The 19,711-nt window shown below is 53.0% G+C and carries 13 protein-coding genes and 1 other RNA gene; 7 read left to right on the top strand and 7 right to left on the bottom strand.

Annotated features, from left to right (window positions below):
* The first annotated feature begins 127 nt into the window (after positions 1-127).
* From rnr to ssrA, 4 genes are all read left to right on the top strand, one after another.
* Complete coding sequence (rnr, locus tag AC0LWM_RS06655; RefSeq protein WP_474674126.1) at positions 128-2,857, top strand: ribonuclease R; 2,730 nt, start codon at positions 128-130, stop codon at positions 2,855-2,857.
* Positions 2,858-3,024: 167 nt separating this feature from the next.
* Positions 3,025-3,684 (top strand): NAD(P)H:quinone oxidoreductase, encoded by a 660-nt coding sequence (gene wrbA / locus AC0LWM_RS06650; protein ID WP_474674125.1) that lies wholly within the window; start codon positions 3,025-3,027, stop codon positions 3,682-3,684.
* A gap of 184 nt (positions 3,685-3,868) precedes the next feature.
* Positions 3,869-4,348, top strand: a complete 480-nt coding sequence (gene smpB, locus AC0LWM_RS06645; protein WP_474674124.1) for an SsrA-binding protein SmpB — start codon at positions 3,869-3,871, stop codon at positions 4,346-4,348.
* Positions 4,349-4,502: 154 nt separating this feature from the next.
* Positions 4,503-4,866, top strand: a transfer-messenger RNA (tmRNA) gene (gene ssrA, locus AC0LWM_RS06640).
* Positions 4,867-4,929: 63 nt separating this feature from the next.
* On the opposite strand, the gene AC0LWM_RS06635 is transcribed toward ssrA, so the two are convergent.
* Positions 4,930-5,325 carry a VOC family protein gene (locus tag AC0LWM_RS06635; protein WP_474674123.1) on the bottom strand — a complete coding sequence of 132 codons (396 nt, stop codon included), beginning with the start codon at positions 5,323-5,325 and terminating at the stop codon, positions 4,930-4,932.
* A 334-nt stretch (positions 5,326-5,659) separates the two neighbouring features.
* On the opposite strand from AC0LWM_RS06635, the gene AC0LWM_RS06630 reads away from it, so the two are divergent.
* The gene (locus AC0LWM_RS06630) at positions 5,660-6,769 is read left to right on the top strand and encodes a hypothetical protein (RefSeq protein ID WP_474674122.1); all 1,110 of its coding nucleotides are present in this window, start codon (positions 5,660-5,662) and stop codon (positions 6,767-6,769) included.
* A gap of 120 nt (positions 6,770-6,889) precedes the next feature.
* Here AC0LWM_RS06630 and AC0LWM_RS06625 read toward each other — a convergent pair whose 3' ends face one another.
* Together AC0LWM_RS06625 and AC0LWM_RS06620 are read right to left on the bottom strand one after the other, a co-directional pair.
* Complete coding sequence (locus AC0LWM_RS06625; protein ID WP_474674121.1) at positions 6,890-7,552, bottom strand: response regulator transcription factor; 663 nt, start codon at positions 7,550-7,552, stop codon at positions 6,890-6,892.
* A complete protein-coding gene (locus tag AC0LWM_RS06620) occupies positions 7,549-9,678 on the bottom strand; it encodes a sensor histidine kinase (RefSeq protein WP_474674120.1) in 2,130 nt (709 codons plus the stop codon). The genes AC0LWM_RS06625 and AC0LWM_RS06620 overlap by 4 nt, the downstream gene beginning before the upstream one ends.
* A 202-nt stretch (positions 9,679-9,880) precedes the next feature.
* Here AC0LWM_RS06620 and AC0LWM_RS06615 point away from each other — a divergent pair, with 202 nt between their 5' ends.
* Entirely contained in the window at positions 9,881-10,441 is a 561-nt protein-coding gene (locus AC0LWM_RS06615) for a hypothetical protein (protein ID WP_474674119.1), read from the top strand.
* Between the two features lie 155 nt (positions 10,442-10,596).
* On the top strand, positions 10,597-13,425 hold the full coding sequence (locus tag AC0LWM_RS06610; protein WP_474674118.1) for a PAS domain S-box protein: 2,829 nt from the start codon (positions 10,597-10,599) through the stop codon (positions 13,423-13,425).
* Between the two features lie 148 nt (positions 13,426-13,573).
* On the opposite strand, the gene AC0LWM_RS06605 is transcribed toward AC0LWM_RS06610, so the two are convergent.
* Genes AC0LWM_RS06605 through AC0LWM_RS06590 form a run of 4 tightly spaced genes read right to left on the bottom strand, consistent with a single transcriptional unit; the run spans position 13,574 to position 19,684 of the window.
* Positions 13,574-14,911: a DegT/DnrJ/EryC1/StrS family aminotransferase gene (locus AC0LWM_RS06605; RefSeq protein WP_474674117.1), complete on the bottom strand. Its 1,338-nt coding sequence runs from the start codon at positions 14,909-14,911 to the stop codon at positions 13,574-13,576.
* Between the two features lie 15 nt (positions 14,912-14,926).
* Entirely contained in the window at positions 14,927-16,162 is a 1,236-nt protein-coding gene (locus AC0LWM_RS06600) for a DegT/DnrJ/EryC1/StrS family aminotransferase (RefSeq protein ID WP_474674116.1), read from the bottom strand.
* 17 nt (positions 16,163-16,179) lie between these two features.
* The gene (locus tag AC0LWM_RS06595; protein ID WP_474674115.1) at positions 16,180-17,973 is read right to left on the bottom strand and encodes an NHL repeat-containing protein; all 1,794 of its coding nucleotides are present in this window, start codon (positions 17,971-17,973) and stop codon (positions 16,180-16,182) included.
* Positions 17,951-19,684, bottom strand: a complete 1,734-nt coding sequence (locus AC0LWM_RS06590) for a polysaccharide deacetylase family protein (protein ID WP_474674114.1) — start codon at positions 19,682-19,684, stop codon at positions 17,951-17,953. The genes AC0LWM_RS06595 and AC0LWM_RS06590 overlap by 23 nt, the downstream gene beginning before the upstream one ends.
* Positions 19,685-19,711: the final 27 nt, after the last annotated feature.

The following is a 19,711-nucleotide window of genomic DNA, read 5'->3' as shown; positions in this document are numbered from 1 at the left end:
CAGGAGATCATTCTCTTGCTGCTTTTTATTTGGGATTGCGCCGATATATTTTTGTACATACTGAAATTATATTAAAGAACGGGCATCTCTGTCTAAGGGATGACAAAGGAAGGTGACCTAATACTAGATGATATTGGAACAGCAAATCATGGATTTGATGCAAGATCCGGATTATAAACCGATGACGTACCAGGAGCTTGCGGAGCATTTTGGCGTGACAGAGGCCAAGGAATTCAAAGATTTCCTCAAGCAGCTGAACCAGCTGGAAGAGGAGGGCAAAATTCATCGGACCCGAACGGAGCGCTACGGCATTCCGGAACGGATGAATTTGCTGCGCGGCCGGATGCAAGCCCATGCGAAAGGCTTCGGATTCCTTATTCCGGAGGACCGCGAGCACCAGGACGTGTACATTCACGCGAACGACATGAGGGGCGCAATGAACGGCGACATCGTTCTTGTGCGTATTACGACAAGAAGCGCAGCCGGCGGCAAAATCGAGGGTGAAGTCGTCCGCATCGTGCAGCGCGCGGTCACGCAAGTTGTCGGCGTGTTCGAAAATTTGGACAGCTATGGCTTCGTTCATGCAGACGACAAGCGGATCGGCAAAGATATTTTCGTGCCGAAAACGAGCTTTATGGGTGCCGTTACGGGGGATAAAGTCGTCGTCCGCATCGTTACCTATCCGGAAGGCCGCGCGGCGGCTACGGGCGAAGTGATCGAGGTGCTGGGACATAAAGACGATCCCGGCGTCGACATCATTTCGATCATTCGCAAGCATCAGCTGCCGGAGGCTTTCCCGGAAGAAGTGATGCATGAGGCGGAACAAGCGCCGGACTCGATCACCGACGACGAAATCGTGCGCCAGAAACGGCGGGACTTGCGCGGCAAGCGGATCGTCACGATTGACGGCGAGGACGCCAAAGACTTGGACGACGCCGTTAACGTGGAGCGTTTGCCGAACGGGAATATCCTGCTGGGCGTGCACATTGCCGATGTCGGTTATTATGTTCGCGAAGGCTCCGCGCTCGACCGGGAGGCTTATAACCGCGGCTGCAGCGTGTATTTGGTGGACCGCGTTATTCCAATGCTGCCCCACCGGCTGTCGAACGGCATATGCAGCTTGAATCCGAAGGTCGATCGGCTGACGTTGTCGTGCGAGATGGAATTCGACGATAAGGCGAAAGTCGTTCGCCATGATGTTTTTACGAGTGTAATCAAGACGACGGAGCGGATGACGTACACGAATGTCCGCAAAATTTTGATGGACGAAGACCCGGAATTAATCGAGCGGTATGGTGATTTGGTCGAGGATTTCCGGCTAATGCGCGATTTGGCGATGTCACTGCGGCAGGCGCGGATGCGCCGAGGGGCGATCGATTTTGATTTTCAGGAATCGAAGGTGCTCGTCGATGAAAACGGCAAGCCAACCGATATCGTGAAACGCGAACGCTCCATTGCCGAACAAATTATCGAAGAGTTCATGCTGGCGGCGAACGAGACGGTGGCGGAGCATTTCCACTGGTTGAAGGTGCCGTTCTTGTATCGGGTTCATGACGATCCCGATCCGGAGAAGCTGATGACGTTCATGCAGTTCGCGGCCAACTTCGGGTATGTGGTGAAGGGGCGCGGCAACAGCGTGCATCCGCGCGCATTGCAGACGCTGCTGGAGGAAATCAGCGGCACGAAGGAAGAGACAGTCATCAGTACCGTCATGCTGCGTTCGATGAAGCAGGCGAAATATGACGCGCAAAGTCTCGGGCATTTTGGGCTTGCTGCGGAGTTCTATACGCACTTCACGTCGCCGATCCGGCGTTATCCGGACTTGGTCATTCACCGCGTCATCCGCGAGGTGATCGAAAACGGCGGCTTGTCCGAGCAGCGCTTCGAATATTTGAACGGACGCATGCCGGACATTGCGCAGCAATCGTCAGAGCGGGAGCGCGTCGCGGTTGACGCGGAGCGCGATACGGAGCAGCTGAAAAAAGCGGAATACATGCTCGACAAGGTGGGCGAGGAGTTCGAAGGCATTATCAGCAGCGTGACGAACTTCGGGATCTTCATCGAGCTGGAAAATACGGTTGAAGGCTTGATCCGCTTAAGCGATCTGACGGACGATTATTATCATTTCCACGAGCAGCATCTTGCGCTGATCGGGGAGCGGACGTCGAGAGTATACCGGATCGGCGACGAAGTGATCATTCGCGTGAGCCGGGTCAATATGGACGACCACACCATCGATTTTGAGATGGTGGAAGCGAAGTCGCGCGAGAAGGCAAGCCTCGTCGAGGAGCTCGCCATAGGGCGGCGTCCGCGAGGCGGCGCTGGCGGTCGCGGCGGGCGCGGCGAAGGCGGCAAGCGTGGCGGTGAAGGGCGCAGCGGCGGGCGCGGCGAACGCGGCGAGGGCGGCAAGCGCCGAGGCGATAGCGGCGCGTTCGGCGGCCGCGGTGGCAAAAGCGGCGGCGGAGGCATGCGCGCCGGTGCGAAAGCCGCCGGCAAGGGCACGAAGCGCGTCAGCCGCCGCGGCGAGGTGTTCCGCCCGGCGGATAGCGCCGGCGCCGCTCCGCGGAGCGAGGGCGCGAGCGGCGGGCAGCGCAGCGGCGAAGGCGGCACGCCTGGCGGTGGCGACGCACCGAGCGCAGGCGGCAACGGCGGCGTGCGCCTCGACGCGGGCGCGGCCCGTGCGGGCGGCCGCCGAACCGCCAGCGGCGTGCGCGAGTTCGGCGAGCAGATGATCGCTCGCGCCGAGGGCGCGGGGCAGCGCGGCAAGCGCAAAAGCCGCAGCGTCGACGGCGGCGGCTCCGGGCGTCGCGGTTCGGGTGGTCCCGGCACCGTAACGAAGAAAAAGAAGAAAAAATGACGGATCTCCGTCGGAAATAGGAAAGGTTGTTGAGACCGCCGGGTTAATCCTGCGGTCTTTTTGTCTAGAAGGGATGTCTTTGTACCATCTTTTGCGTCGGATAGCCGGGAAACGGCATGAACACAATAACTTTGTCATTTCAAATATGTCGACAAAGGAGATTTATTGTGACTAACGTACTCGTCGTATATTACAGCGCTTATGGACATATTTATAACATGGCCCGTTCGGTGGAGGAAGGTGCAAAAAGCGTTCCCGGCGCTAACGTGAAGCTCGTAAAGATCCCCGAATTCGAAGTCGCGAAGAAACATTTGTCTACCCAGGAACCCTATGTGAGAGCGCAGGAAGCGCAAAAAGACGTTCCGGAAGCGACTCACGACGATCTGGTTTGGGCTGACGGCATCATATGGGGCGTTCCCACGCGTTACGGGATGATGCCGGCACAGATGAAGCAATTTTTCGACGCTGCCGGAGGACTTTGGGCAAGAGGCGAATTGGAGGGAAAACCAACCGCCGTATTCGTGAGCACGGGCTCAATTCACGGTGGCCAGGAAACGACGGCGATCACGACTTTTGTGCCGCTGCTCCATTTTGGCATGATCCTCGTTGGGTTGCCTTATGGAGAAAATGCGGAACAATTGACCGGAGAAGGCATCGGCGGTACCCCTTATAGCGCGTCGGTCGTTGCAGGCCCGGACGGCTCACGGTCGGCAGACAATCGTGAGTTGGTCATGGCTTCTCGTCTCGGCAAGCGCGTGGCCATCGTGGCCGATGCATTAAAAGGCAAGCTGGATAAGCCGGGCGCGATTGAAGGCTCGTCCGTGTAGAGCTAGAGCGACTCATTTTGCATGGATTTGAATCGCGGTGCAACCCGGTCATCCGAAGAGCTGCTTCCGTTTATACTAGTTCTTTCCCTTGATTTCCACCCGGGAAGTTGATACAATTGCTCCTGAACAACGTTAGCGCGGGGCTCTTCGCCCCGCCGGCGTTCAAAGTCGAAGGGGTGATAACATGGGCAAGAAGAGTGACGGGAAACAGCTCGCCCAGAACAAGAAAGCTTCCCATGATTATTTCATCGAGGAGACTTACGAAACCGGGCTTGTATTAACCGGGACCGAGATCAAATCGCTTCGGATGGGAAGAGCGAACATCAGCGACGCCTTTGCCACGATCCGAAACGGCGAAATTTTCATCCACAACATGCATATCAGTCCGTTCGAGCAGGGCAATCGGCACAATCCGATCGATCCGACGCGCGCGCGCAAGTTGCTGATGCATAAGAAGGAAATTAGCAAACTGTTCGGTCTGTCGAAGCAAGAAGGTTACACGATCGTGCCGCTGAAGATTTACGTGCGCAACGGTTATGCGAAGCTGCTTATCGGCCTCGGCAAAGGGAAGAAGCAATACGACAAACGCGAAACTTCGGCCAAACGCGATGCGGAACGCGACATTCAACGCGCGCTGCGCGAGAAGCAGAAGGTTGCAAGGTAAATCGTGTCATGGTACGCCAGCCATGCGCCGCCTTATTTTCCATGAACAAATGGAGTAAAAAGCGCGCGGCTGTGCTATAATGGTATTATTCGATGGTTACTCCATCGCTCGGCGGAATCTAACCCGTTCCGTTGGTTATTCTCTTTTTTAATCCGGGGGCGTTCTTGGATTCGACGGGAATAGTTCGAGCATGGGTAGCGGGTAGTGGGGACGCGTCCACTTCATCAACGCTAAAGCCTATTAAACGGCAAACAACAACCTAAATTAGCTTTAGCTGCTTAATAACCAGCTAGCTGGCTTCTACCTCGCATCGCCCATGTGCTAGGATAGGGGCTCAACTTTAGTGGGATACGCCGCTCGGTCTCCGCCTGGGGTCGACGGAAGAAGATAATCAGGCTGACCCAAAGCATAGCCGGTTACGGGGCGATGCTCGGGTGACATCAAAACTGTGACTACACCCGTAGAAGCCTGTGTGGCGTTATTTTCGGACAGGGGTTCAAATCCCCTCGCCTCCACCATGAAGAACCCCGACCGCAAGAGGTCGGGGTTTTTGCTTTATCTTGAAACAACTATACTGGTGCTTACTTTGCGTTCTTATCGGGCTGATGAATACCAAAAGTATTTCCTTCGGTATCTATGTAATAACCCTGCCACGCCATCCCAGGCAAGGCATACTTCGGCAATGCGATCTTGCCACCATGGTTGAGAATTTTTGCTTCGGTAGAATCGTAATCTTCTACTCCCATTGTACATGCATAGCCGTTCAAAGATTTGCCTGGCTCTGGGGAAGCACCATGACGCTGCATCAAAGCTCCGTTAATTCCAAGCTCATCTGCACTGCCAGTGACAGCCCCGAAATAAGGCATTCCGGCGTATTCGCTCCAATCTTCAAATGTCCATCCAAATACTTCTCCATAAAACTTTTTAGCACGCTCCATGTCATCTACATGGATTTCGAAATGAACTAATCTGCCCATGATCTCCTCCTAATTTTAATTACTTCAATCTTTTGTTATGTTTTCTGTCTACAGCTTTATTCTCCTCCTTCATTATTGTGTTTAATATAAAAAAGTATTCAGTTTCAGAAGAATGCCAAGACTTTGGTCCGAGGTTTTGCATTCAAAACCGCACGAGGTTGTAGATTTTTTCTATATTCGTTTATACTCTTAATACATCATAAATCCAGGGGTGAGTGAAATAGCTAACATATTAGCAATTCCAGAATTAAAAAGTGAATTAAAATCGCTTATACGGTATAACTCCGATCGCGGTTTTTTACATTATAGCGGCTGTAATCGAGTATGCAATGCGATGAGCGATATTTTGGATGAAAGCAGGGCGCTGGATGACCGTGATTTAACATTTGATATTCATTTATTGATCTTGGTTGAGCTTGTCAAGCTGTTGGCCCATGCAGACACATCGTCTGGTATCGCGGGAGACACAATCCGTTATTGCCTTGCAGGTTTAGCCGAGCTTAATAAATCTGCCGCAGACGACAAACGCAAGTCCATGCTGGACAAAATCATAAAGACTGCTAAGAACAAAGTGTTCAAAGAGTGGGCAGATGTTGGCTACCAATTATTGCGTGGTGCTGTTTCTTTAGTGCAAGACCAGAAACAGGCCGAGAAGGTGTATGAACTTTTTCCGATCCTTGGCCCGATGTATAGTGGCGAAGAATACCCTGACCGGTATTTGATTACACTTGGTATAATTGAAAAACTAGAAGGCGATGCAGCGGCGGATCAATATCGGATGGAGCATCTCGATGTATATGAGATCAGGGTCTCGGCGGTTGATCGTGCTTTGGGCGCGGGGCAGTATGCCTTAGCCGAAGAACTGTGTCTTGCTGCGTTTAAAAAAGATAAATCGTATGGCAGACCGGCGGTATGGGCGTATTATCTTGAGCGGATTTATTCGGAGATGAACATGAAGGAGAAGCAGATGAAGATGATTCATCTGATTCTCAGGCGGGGCGATAAGTCCTACTATAATAAACTAAAAGAGATCTATCAGTCTGACGGGACTTGGGAGCACAAGAAAGAGTCGATCCTGATGGAGTTGTCGAAGGCATATATGTCTCATGAATATGCTGCCTTGCTGGCGGAGCAGGGGGAATTATTGCTTTTGCTGAAGGTAGTACAGGAGAACCCGATGTATATCGAGCATTTGGGCAAACTGCTGGCGCAAGAATACCCTAAGGAGACATTTCTTATTTATGAGAACTACATTATAGATGAAGCGGCAGCAGCTACGGAGCGAAGAAAGTATAAAGGTGTTTGCAAGCTGATCAAAGGTTACTCCGACGCGGGCGCTAAGGCTGAAGCAAGGAATATGATTCAACGTCTTATCGAAAAGTATCCTCGCCGCGTGGCTATGGTGGACGAGCTTCAGATGCTGGATAGGAAGCTGATGAAGTAATTTTCTTGCGACTACACCCGTGGAAGCCGTTATGGCGTTATCAGGAGCTAGAACCCTTGAATGGGGGCTAGCTCCTTTCCGTGACTAACAATATTCGCTTCAGTAGAATCGCACGCCGCACTATCTCGTTTCCATATCATCGTCGAATACGTTATTCGCTGCCTCATAAAGCTTGCCGGCCTCGTGACGATCGGTTACCTGCAGTTTGCTGAGGATATTGGAAATGTGGTTCGCGACGGTTTTTGGGCTTAGATGCAGAGATGCGGCGATTTTTGCGTTCGTGTAGTCCTCTTTGATCAATTGCAAAATTTCCATTTCCCTCGCCGTCAATTCGGCCAATGCCGGATTGCGAGGAGGGTTCTGCTTCGCAACCGAGAAGTAATCCATCATTCTGGAGGCAATATCGGTGCTGAAAACCGCGCCGCCGCCCCCCACCATCCGAATGGACTGCAGCAGCTCCATTTCGCCGGCATCCTTTAACACATAACCTCGTGCACCGTTCTGCATCGCGCTGAAAACCGACTTATCGTTTTTGAGCATGGTAACGATTAGAATTTTAATCCCGGGGTCCTTTTCCTGAATCATGCGAGTCGCTTCAATTCCGTTGATTCCCGGCATTCGGATGTCCATGACAATCACGTCGGGCCCAAGCCGTAGAGCCAGATCAACGGCCTCTTCACCTGTCGAAGCTTCCCCGATCACTTCAAGATCGTCCGTCGTTTGAAGCAAATTTCGAACCCCGCTTCGAAACAGCGGATGATCATCGGCCAATAATACTTTCATGCGCTTTCCTCCCCCTTCGTACCATACGGGATGGCAGCCTGGATTATGGTTCCGCCGGTGTCCCGTGCTTCGATCGTGCAGTACCCTCCGAGCTCTGCAGCCCGTTCTTGAATCGAATGCAGGCCAATGCCGCCGCCCGGCTCCGGCTCTGCGAAGCGGGAAATGCCGATCCCGTCATCTGCGACCTGCAGGATGAGTTTGTTATTCTGAACGTCGATCGATATATGACAAATGGCTGCATTTGCATGCTTCACGACATTAACGAACGATTCCACAATGATGCGATAAGCGGCCACCTCGACAGCCGCGGGCAGCGGAGGAAGCTGTTCCGGGCCATGCAGACGAACGCTCAGTTCGCGGCGATGTCCGGTGTTATCGGGATCATTTTGCAGTTTGACCGTTTGGTCAATACGCGCTTGAATCGCTCCAAGCAAGCCGAACTCGTCTAAAACCGGCGGTCGCATGTCATGGACTAAGGTTCGAATATCCGTAACCGTAGACCGGATTTCTCCGCGTAATTCCGCAAGCATTTGCTTGGCCGTATCCGGATTCTTGTCAATGTACTGTTCGGCCGCCGCGACGTTGAAGCCAAGTGACAGAAGCCGGGGAGCGAGTTCGTCATGCAGATTTCTTCGGATTTGCCTGCGTTCTTCCTCCCTGGCGAGTACAAGCTTTTCTCGGGACTCCTGCAGGTCGTTTGCAAGGAGCTTCATGCCCAGGTGCATTTTCACGTTTTGGACGATCGGTCCGGCTTGGCGCAGCAGAACTTCCAGAAGCTTGCGGTCATCCGCAGAAAATGCTTCGTCCGGGGAACGGCTTGAGACGACCAACGATCCGACCCGTTCTCCCCCGTGAACAATCGGGAAGTTATAGGTATCAAATCGGATGTCCCCGGAAGCTGCCGCGGGCTGCGATAGACCGTTAACTTCGATCATGATGGCTGCATAAGGCAGGCGAAGCGCATCCCGGACCGACGCTGCGACAACCTTCACCATTTCCTCGGGGACAATCGGTTTAATCAACTGATTGCCTAAGCCTGCCAATACGGCGTAAGGGTCATCATGCCTGCCCTTCATCAAGCGGTTCAGAAGCTTCTGCAGCCATTCTTTCAAGGGGCCGAACATGACGGCGACAAGGGCGGTTGCGATCAAGGAAACCCAGTAACTTCCCCTTGTCTGAAACAAATTTCCCAGATACCAGACGGAAACGGAGTAAACAAGCAGGATAGACAGCGATAAGGCTCCATACAAAAGCGTTCGTTTGACGAGCGGATCGATATCCCACAACCGGTGGCGCAGCACGGCGAAAGCAAGCGTAATGGGGATGATGGAGACAGCCGCCGATAGCGCAACAATAAGGCTGATATAGGTGATCGGATTCGGCTCGGGAAGCAGCACAATGAAGCCGCTGGCTACAAAAAAGCCGAGAAATGACATGACAGCGCCATAAACGGCCCATTTCGTCTGCTGCCGTTGCTCATGGTTCATCCGTATTCGATAAGAATGAATTTGCGACCATAATGCGGTAGCGATCATAATTCCATAATATAAAATCCTTACATGATCAGGCCAATTTTTGAGATCAAGCGGCGTTCCGGGGAAGGACAAACTCAACATTTGCACGATGCAAAAAGGAACGAAAACAGCCAAGGTCCACGGAGTCGTCAGCTTGCCGTTCGGAAACAACAACAGAAATAAAAACAATGCCATTCTTCCGATGACGGCCATGAATTCCGTCCATAACGCCATGGCCGGGCTTCCTTCGGCGGCAATATATAACAGAGATGAAAATGTGCAGCCATAAGTAACGAGAGCTACCGCCGCAAGACACGCGATCCCGTCCCGTTTGCTTTTGAATAGAATGAGGATCGCCGCCGCGAAATAAACGAGAGCCAATCCGCAATCGTTGATCACGAATGCCAATGCATAAGAGTCCGGTGTCAGGCGATATTGGCCAAGTGTCTCGATCGTATAAAACAACGGCCCTTGCGGCTCGCAGGATTGAAGAATGCACTTCGAACGCAGCACTTCGTAATAAACAGGCACGTTTTGGACAAAAAAAAGTACGGCAACCGCAATGATCAGATAAGCGAGAAGTTGATAGATCAGCTGTCTAGTTCGCACCACGATCACCTCGCTCCCATTTTGATGCCGTCATTATAGCAAATAAGGAAATCGCTGCATAGGACAGGAGCCGCCGGTCCGTTCATTTTCCCGAATCTTACCACGAAAATTCCCGATCGAAATAGGTATGCCCTGCCCTCGTGACCGGGAATACCTTCTTGCTATGATTCAATTGTAAGATCAATTCATGGAGGTTGAGAGACGGATGCAAAAAATTTTGAAGTGGTTAGGCGTAGTTGTGATTTTGGCCGGTATTGCAAGAATGGGAATGACCCCCGCAGCGCTCATCTGGGGGAGCGACAGTCATCAGGAGCTGTTGTGCGGATATATTGCCGCGATTTTGATGGCTTTCAGTTCTATCGCCTTATATTTGCCCCAAATGAAGGAAACCCGCACACTCGGATTCGCCGCGGCTTTCATTACGGCAGCCGGCAACATCATTATTTCCGGTCAGCAATACGGGATTTGGGCTTACGGAAAGTACGCCGATGAGGGCTTATTCGTGAACGTAACCGGCATGCTTGTGGGGATCGGCATGATGCTGGGCACTGTTCTGCTGGCTTTCGTGACGTTCCGTGCAAAAGTTTTTCCGCTTTGGAACGTGCTGCTGTTTGTGGTGATGCTGGTATCGTTCGGCATTCCGGGGCTGGAGAGCTGGTTCGCGCTTTTCTGGGGGCTGGCCTACGGAGCTATGGGATACACCATTGTGACCGGAAACTATCGCAATAAGGAAGCCGCGGCAGCATCGCTGCACGTTGCATCGTAAGGAAAGGCCCGTCCATGCGGACGGGTTTATTTTTTTGAAAATTTTATTTGATGCAACTGAGAACGCGAATTATTATGGTAGTATAAGTTAAAAAAATGAATTTTGTATGGCAAAATCATAGGGTATAAAAATAACCTACATATGGGGAGTATGTTATGGCAGCCAGAAACAAATTCATCCTTCATCGTGATAAGGAAGAACGGGTGGCGCTTGAACGCGAATGGGAGAAGTTCATTTCCGGGAACGATTCGCAGCTCAATATTAGGACGGAGACGCTCGCATCCTGGAAGCGTTGTCTTGAACAAGGCGTGAATCCTTTTCAAATCAAACCTCCCTTAAACTTGGGCATTGATGAAGTTCAAGATTTTGTAACCTCCGATCCGACTTTCCGAATGATAGAACCGATCTTGAAGAAGCTGAAGCAAATTGCTTTGGATACCGGCTATTTGGCGGCGTATTGCAACTCGGCCGGCGAAGTGGTTTATCTTGACGGAGAATTGTCTCTGTTATTGAAGGCGGAGGACATCAACCTGTCCCTTGGCGCCGATTGGCGCGAAGGAAGCGCAGGAACGAACGGAATCGGAACGTCCTTGGCTACCAATACCCCGACTCAAGTATATGCCAGCGAACATTTTTGCCATGAGATCCAATCCTGGAATTGTTCCTCTGCTCCCGTACGCGACCCGGCGACAGGCAAAACGCTCGGCGTCGTTAATTTATCCTGCTTTTGGACGTCGAATCATCCGAACATGCTCAAAGCCGTTATTTCGTCGGCCTATGCTATCGAGCATATGCTTTATTCCCAATTAAAAGCCGACCGGTACAGACTTTCGTCCCATTTTGAGGAATTATCGCGAAAAACGACGCTGCCGTTAGCGGTTTTGGATCGCGGGGGGCGAGTTGTCAAAGCATCTCCGCGGCTGCATGAGCATGGTTGGATCGGCGAGGACCGACGAATGAAAAATTCCTTTTTCGACCCCAACCCTTTACCTTCCAAAATGAACTGGGAATACGAGATGTGGCGGTTTGAGCTCCTGCCTTATTATTACGGGGGACTGCCGATCGGATTCGTCCTGTACGCCCTTCCGCCGGACGTAGGCCGCTTTTCCGATCTGCCGCATATCGGCCATCTTCCTGCAAGCGAAAAAACCCCGCAACAGAATCAACTTTACAAGTCGCTGTTTGAACACCATCCGGACAGCATATTTGCATATGATGTAAAAGGAACGCTGATTGAGGCGAATCCGGCAGCAGCGAGATTGCTCGGCTATGAGACAAGCGAATTGAGTGCCTTGAAACTCGAGAATGTTATCGTATCCAGGCAGGAAGATCAGAGACTGCGCGCTTTTGCCAATGCCAGGCAAGGTATGCATGATGAATATGAAGCTGTTCTTCGGCATAAACAGGGGCATTCGCTGGATGTGACGATAAAGAGCTTCCCGGTCATTGTAGAAAACGAAATCGTCGGCGTGTTCGAAATCGTACGCGACGTTACGCCCAATCAGCAAATTCTCGAAGATTTGAGGTCAACCAAAGAGCAACTCGAATTTTTCCTTCAGAGCACCGAAGAAGCCGTCGTTGTCGTCGATACCCATCTTAGGGTCATAAAGGTCAATAAATCGTTTGAAACGGTTTACGGCTGGAAGGAGCATGAAGTGCTCGGCAAAGAACTTCCGATCATCCCCGACCACCCGAAACCGGAAAACGAATGCGTTCGAAACCAATTGCTTCATTCCCGGAACGCCATCGCCTGTGAAACCGTCAGACAGTGCAAAGACGGCACCTTGATCGATGTCAGCAATTTCTCCTCACCCCTGTTTAACAGCAAAGGTATTCCGGTCGCTTTTGTCATCATATCCAGAGACATCACGAAGCTTAAGCGTATGAGCGAAGCGCAAATCGAAAGCGAAAAGCGACTACGAACGTTGATCGAAGCGATACCCGACCTTGTCATTTTCAAGGACGGCCAAGGAAGATGGATAGAAGCCAATCATCAGTCGCTGGTCTGTTTTCAATTGGAAAACAATGGTTATTCGGGTAAAACAGATCTTGAGCTTTCCGAAATAACTGCGTTTTATCGGGAAGCATTGCTGCAGTGTATGGTTTCCGATCAATTGGCCTGGGAAACCGGCGGCCTGGTAAGAACACAGGAAATCATCCCGCAGCCGGGCGGCGTGGACATCATTTGCGATGTGATCAAAATCCCCGTCTTTCACGAGGACGGCACGCCTAAAGGGCTTGTCATTATCGGGCGGGACATCACCGAATTGAAGCGAACGGAGGATTTGCTCCGCAAATCGGAGAAGCTGGCCGTTGTCGGTCAGCTAGCAGCAGGTATTGCCCACGAAATTCGCAATCCCCTCACTACACTTAAAGGCTTTTTAAAGATTCTCGAATGCCAGCTAAACGCCAAGGGCAAAGAATATTTGGAGACCATGCAGGCCGAGATCGAGCAATTGGAATGGATTACGAGCCAATTTATGACCGTCGCGAAGCCTCAAGCGGTGGCATTTCAATGCCATGATTTGCGGAGACTGATCGGACAAGTCACTACTTTTCTTTATCCTTATGCCACCATGCACAACGTGCAAATCAAGATGGAGCTGGAGGAGGATCTTCCTTTCGCCTATTGCGATGGCAACCAGTTGAAGCAAGTGTTCATCAATATTTTGAAAAATGCCATAGAAGCGATGCCCATAGGCGGCCCAATCGATATCCGGATGAAAAGGATCAAGCCGAATACCGTATCGGTTCGAATATCCGATCGCGGCTGCGGCATACCGAAAGACAGAATTCCTCATCTTGGCGAGCCGTTCTATAGCCTGAAAGAAAAAGGGACGGGTCTCGGCTTGATGATTTGTTATAAAATAATGAAGGAGCATTTCGGAACGGTAACGATCGAGAGCGAAGAAGGTCTGGGCACGACTGTTATCGTCGAGATGCCGCTTTCGAACGCCGCTTTCTCTTCCGACATGCGAAGCTGATCTAAGGAAACTTAAGCAAGGCTGCTTTGAAGTCAAATTCAAGGCTGCCTTGAATTTGAATATAACCACTGCGGAGCTTTATTGACGCAGCATCAAGCTGCCGCCCTTACAGACAGGCTGATGTAACGACGAAACTTAGCCAGCCGTTTCACTTCGGCTTGAACATGTTCCATCCGCCCATGCTCGGAGGATTGCCCGTATCGCCTTCCAACAATGCCGAATAGTTGGCGGCAGCCTTCTTGAAGGCGCGCGCATATTGCTCGATGGCTTCGGGCCGATAATGCTTGAACCACGGAATGCTGTAAACCTTGGCGGCAATCCCGCCGCTGACCGGCAAATCCGCGTCCATCTCTCGGACATCGCGCGATGCGTGCGCGATCCGTGTCGGTTTGCCATGTCCGTAGACATCGGCATCTTGAAACAGGGGATGATGATGCAGCGGAAGATTGCAGCCCGGGTAGCAGTCGCTCACGCCTTCGGCTCGGACCGCCTCGCAGAAGCGGGATACCGATAGGCCGCCCAGCTCTTCCGAGCGATAATGGCCGTGTGCCGCGTACCATCCCCCCATCAGGGTGCCGGAATCCTTTTCCGTGCGGTGGGCTCTGAGCCCCGGGACATCCTCGAGCAAATCCCAGAAGTAATTCATCGCCCGGCGGATTTCGGCTTGCCTCGTTTCATAATGCCGCAATTGGACGCGTCCGACCGCCGAGCTGATTTGATGCATTCGATACTTGTAGCCGCCCAGCGGCAAACCGATAAAGGGCTTCAGCGCCTCGCTCTCAATCCCGCTATTGAAGCGCTCATAGTGTCCAAGCGCGATGGCTTTCTCATAAATTTCCCTATCGTTCGTCACGAGCATGCCGGCTTCGCCGATCGCCAGCGATTTGCCGGTCATCATGGACATCGCGCCGACATGTCCGATCGTTCCCAGCTTGCGTCCTTTGTAAACGCCGCCGTGTGCATGGGACACGTCTTCAATGACCTTGAGGCTATGCTTCCGCGCGATTTCCATAATTGGATCCATATCGGCAGGATGGCCGAAATAATGGACGACGACGATTGCCTTGGTCTTCTCGCCGATGCGGTGTTCAAGGTCGCTCGGATCCAGGCATAGGCTGACCGGATCGATATCGGCGAAGACAATCGTTGCGCCGAGTGAATAGGCGGGGACTCCCGAAGCCCAATACGTAATGCTCGGACAGATGACTTCGTCGCCGACCCCGACGCCGCAGCCGTACATTGCCGCTTGCAGGGAAGCTGTCCCGTTGTTGAATCCGAGCGCGTAGTCGACCTCGAGCCACTGTCTGAAATCTTCCTCGAATTGCTTGGTTATATCGGTGCCGGACATGGCCCCCCTGCGTAAAACGTCCAGTGCCGCTTCCTCGTCTTCCTTCGTAATAATGGGCCAGGTGAACAGGTCGCCGGGTTCATCCGTTACGGCTTTATCGCCGCCAAACAAGGCCAGTTGTCGTTCGTTATCGGGCATTACGGGCATACCTCCTTAACTCATATAATAAGCCGTTACTTTACGAATGGCGGCGATGATCTCTTCCATGTCCCGGGTCGTGTAATATTCGCTGATTCCGATCCGGACGGACGTCTGCAAAATCTCTTCGGCACGAGGACATATTCCTCTATCATACGAAACGTCGGAGAGGCTGAAGGGATAGTTCGTGCCGGGAAAAGCTTCCTTGTTCTGGAACATGGGCTGCATATATACAGGCTGAGGAATGTATCCGCGCACGCACGGGATGCCTTCCGCATTCAGTGCGGCGACAAATTCATCGACAGTTCCCTTCAGCAGATTCATATCGAGACGAAACAGGTAAAACCAATACGAGCTAGAGCCGCCTTCTGTGATTTGCGGCGGATGGATGCCGGCAATACCCGATAAACCCTCAGTCAGCAACGTTCCGTATTCCCTTCGCTTGCCGCATATCCAGGCCAGCTTATCCAGCTGCGCGACGCCAACCGCGCCTTGGAGCTCAGTCATGCGATAGTTGGGCGCAAGGGAATGAATGCCGATACGGTCTGTCTTGGTTTCGAAACGCTGATAGTTTTTGTCGGCGAACGAGTGGGCAATGGAGTAATCCTCATGCAGCCCCGAATTGATCGTGACGATCCCGCCGTCTCCGGTCGAAATATGCTTGAAATCGTTCGTGCTGAAGCACCCGTAATCTCCGATGGTGCCGGCCAGCCTGCCTTTGTACACGGCAAGATAGCTCTGCGCGCAGTCTTCGATGACCTTCAGCTTATGCTTGCGCGCAATCGCCATAATCGCGTCCATGTCGCAGCAGTTGCCCGCCAGATGAACGGCCAGGATCGCTTTGGTTCGCGGCGTAATGTTTGCTTCAATGGAAGCGGGATCCAAATTGTATGTATCCGGCAGCACATCGGCGAAAACCGGGATAGCGTTCTGATAAAGAATGCCGATGACGGATCCTTGGTCGGTAATCGGACTTGTGATGACCTCGTCTCCAGCCGTGATACCGGCGGCACCAAGGGCAACGTGAATGGCCGCAGTTCCCGAGCTGGTCGCGACGCTGTATTGTACGCCATACATCGCATTGAATTTCTGCAAAAACTGCTTAACCTTACCGCCATAATGATAGAAGAGCGTGTCTTGCTCCAACGCTTCGCGAAGCTCCTTCAGTTCCGCCTCCCCAAAGCGCTTGCCCGTTCCAAGCGGAGTCGTCTTGACCTTCGGTCCGCCGTGGATCGCCAATTGCTCTGCCATATGAATCCCTCCAGGAGTTATCTATTCATTACATACAGCGTGGAGTTGATCGAAAAATAAAGCTTTCCGTCATGCATGGCCGAGGCCCCGACATAGCCTGGAACCTGAGATACGAAACGGCTTTCGCCGGACAGCACGTCGATCTCCCAATATTGATCGCCGCAATACGCGCCGACCGTTGCATCGCCGACCGCTACAAGCCAGTGGCATGGCTGCCCGGTCGAGATGGTATGGACGAATGTTTTGCCGGCCGGATTGAAGATCCGAATCTCGCCCCCGACGCCGATGACGACTCGGCCGCCTACCGCCGCAATAGCCTTCCCGGCTTCTTGGCCTTCCGGGAAGACCTCGTCATGAACCAATCCGCGTCCGGGAGACCAGACGCCGAAATGACACTGCACACTGCGGGTGACGAGGCCGCTCGCGGCGCCGTTGGTTGTGAAATAGACGTATTCGCCGTCGGCCGCAATGCCGGCGACCTGCTGCTCGGGGACGGGATCGTGCCAGCATTCGACCTCGAGCGTAACCGGATCGATGCGCGACAAACCACCGCCGTAAACGCCGTAATTGGCCGACCATCCCGTCCAGACGGCGCCGTCGGGACCGATAGCGCTTCTGCCTTCCGGCCGGATGAGCGCAGGCGCGACCGAGCGCAGCGTGCGAGGGTTGACGTTGTTCAGCTGATCCCAAGGGGCCGCGGGATCGTAGACGATATGGTCGCCTCCCACGTAGGCGCTTAGAAACAGACGATCCTGAACGAACTGCATGCCGTACACCTCGCCGCCGGCGTTGCAGACGGAGGAAGAATTCCAATGGGCACCGGTTGCGGGATCGAAGCTGAAGATCGTTTGCCCAAAGCCGCTGGAGCCCCATAGCAGCCCTTTATCGTCTGATTGCATTGTGAAGATCGCCGTTGCGGGGGCGGTTACGGGAATTCGCTTCAGCTCGACCTGGAGCGGAACGTAGTACCCCTCCCGAGTAGCCGGCGCGTCTACGATGAAGTAATCCTGTCCTCGTATTCCGGCCAATCGGTTGCCGCTTATTCGCCGTACGAAAATGTTTTGCCCATTGAATAAAGTGACCGCGTTCTGGGGAATCTCCGTCTCCGTATCCTGCACGGTTCCCTCGAAGGGAAGCAAGGTGGCCGGATCATAATAGACGAGCTCGCCGTCCTTCTCCGCACAGATGAAACGACCCGTCACCCACTTGATTTGCTCGCCCGGAGCGCCGAAATCGAGAAATTTATTTTCAGCGATGACATAAGCTTTCATGCCAGGGGAATGGAACCCATAGTTGATGAGAATGTAGCCGGGGGCTTCGCCCCACAAATATCTGCTGTATAGATTGTCTGCGTTGTCGGATACCTTGCCCAGATTGACCAGCGTATGGTTCTCCGGGTCATATTGCATCAGCGAGCATCCGGGATAAGTACCTCCGTAAACCTTCCCGTCGGAGCCCAATACGATTTGCCAGAAGTAGGACTCGCCCGCCGACTCCAGTACCGTGGCCCATTGCCTTGTACGCAGATCAAACACATGAAGATACGCTTGATCTACGCAAGTGCCGACAACGAGCTTCTCATTGCGAAGGTTTAGAAGACCCCATCCTCCTGCTCCGACGGGGAGGTCGTAGCTTTCGCCTACCCCAGTGAGCGTATCGATCAGAATGATGCTCCCAAGCTCACCCATCGCATAGTTGGACAGGACAAACTTTTCCCGGCCGTCCATAGGATCCTCTATTACGGCAGTCGCGAGAATATTGAAATTTCGGCACGGCTGCCCTACATACTCATACGCTTGACGATTTGTCATCAACAAACACTTCTCCTTTATTCGCCCCGTCACGAATCATATACTTTCGGCAGGCGAAGCCCAATTTGATCTCGCCGGTCTCATCCGATAAATTCCCGTCAGCGGCGATGGCGACAGGAATATAAACGCCTACGGATTGCGGGAGTGCCGAGCCTTCAAGAACAGGCCGCCCCGACTCGTTGATTCCGGCAATCCGAATTTTCCTTCTCGCTCGCTCCCAGCGGTTCACCTCGTCGATCGTCCACAGGGCGAAGCCACGCTCTCGGGTGCAGGCCACAACCTCGCGTACAGCTTGGCGAACGGATTCGTAGTTGTGGATATGAACCTGATGAAAAAGAAAATGCGCAACGCCCTCCGATTCTTGGACAGCATCCAGAAACGGGCCGATCAGGCTTGAGTCATACAGCTCGGGGTGGTTCAAATCTTGACTGAGAAATCCGATTTCGAGCACGTCATACAACCGGTTTCCTTCCCAAAAATCACTGATCGGGTAATAAGGGTGGCAAGTGCCGAAAATAAGGCCGGTATTTCCCCGCTTGCTCGGTCCCCGGGTCTGATCGGATTCGATTCCGTTCTGCTCGCACCAGCGAAACAGATCTCCCCAGCCTTCGAAACGGGTGTAATGATTTTTGTTGGACGAAATGCAGTCGATCCGCGCGGAGTGCTTCAACCACTCGCTCTGGCTGTGAAAGGCTTCCTCGCCCCAGACGCCGCCGTCCGCTGCCAATGCGTTATAATGCAGGCATAGATCGTGCCGGTCAGCTTTAACCGCATCGTAAATGGGGGAGGAGTATCCCGGCTCGATCATGCACCATGTCGTCCGGATGCCGACCTCCCGCAGAAGCTGGAGCGTCGATTCCGCGTGCGCGTCGACGTTAAGATCGCTGTCATGCGAGATGGCAGCAACCGCCGGGATGCCGGAAGGCCAATAATCCATGAAGGGGAGCGTTTGGCCTTTGGCGATGCTGATCGCAATAAGGTGGCGGACCAATACGTTTCTCCACCAATCCGCGTAAGGATAAGCGTAAAACTGGATCCCCGTTTCGGTGGCCAAACGATCATACTCCCAATCCATTGCACAGCGATCGTCCGCCTTCAGAATGTCGTCCTTTACCGGGATCGACCCGTCCGGGGCGGAGGGACCGTCATCGCAGACCGGCCCGGTGCCTTGCTGGAGGCCGACAATGGTGGCGGTGATATCGACGGACCACCGTTCGATCGATCCTTTGCCGAGCCGAATGGAGAGCAGCGCCGGACCGGATTCTGGCCCGTGCGGACTGCCGCTGCGCAGATTTCCCGACGGCTGTACGTCCGAGACGTCGCTTGTGCTTCTCCAAACCTTGGCCGACAAGAAGCGGATCGGATGCTTGAACTCCGGAAGCAAGGCGTAACCCGCCGAAAGCGGCCGATCTTCGTAATATCCAAGCTCGTTGGCCAGGCTGCCGAGCCCTGTATAGGATACGACGGTTCCCCCGGCTTCCGCATAAGCTTTAAGCTTCCGGCCATTCTCCGCGTTGTCCTCGCATAGAGCCGGGATAACAATGTCCGGCCCGGATTCCAAGGCGGCATCCAGTGATTCAAACACGAGGTAAGGGATACGGAGCTGCTGCAGCGCCTCTTCGATATACAATTCGAATGCGTTCATGCCATACCGGTTCTTTCTCTGGCGAACCGACAACGAGTTAATCAGTGCAATTTTGCTTATTTCCACAGGACGCCACTCCTTTTTGTATATGAA

The sequence above is a fragment of the Paenibacillus sp. sgz302148 genome, assembly GCF_056120465.1.
Note: the sequence above shows the minus strand (reverse complement) of the source record. Positions and strands in the feature narration are given on the sequence as shown.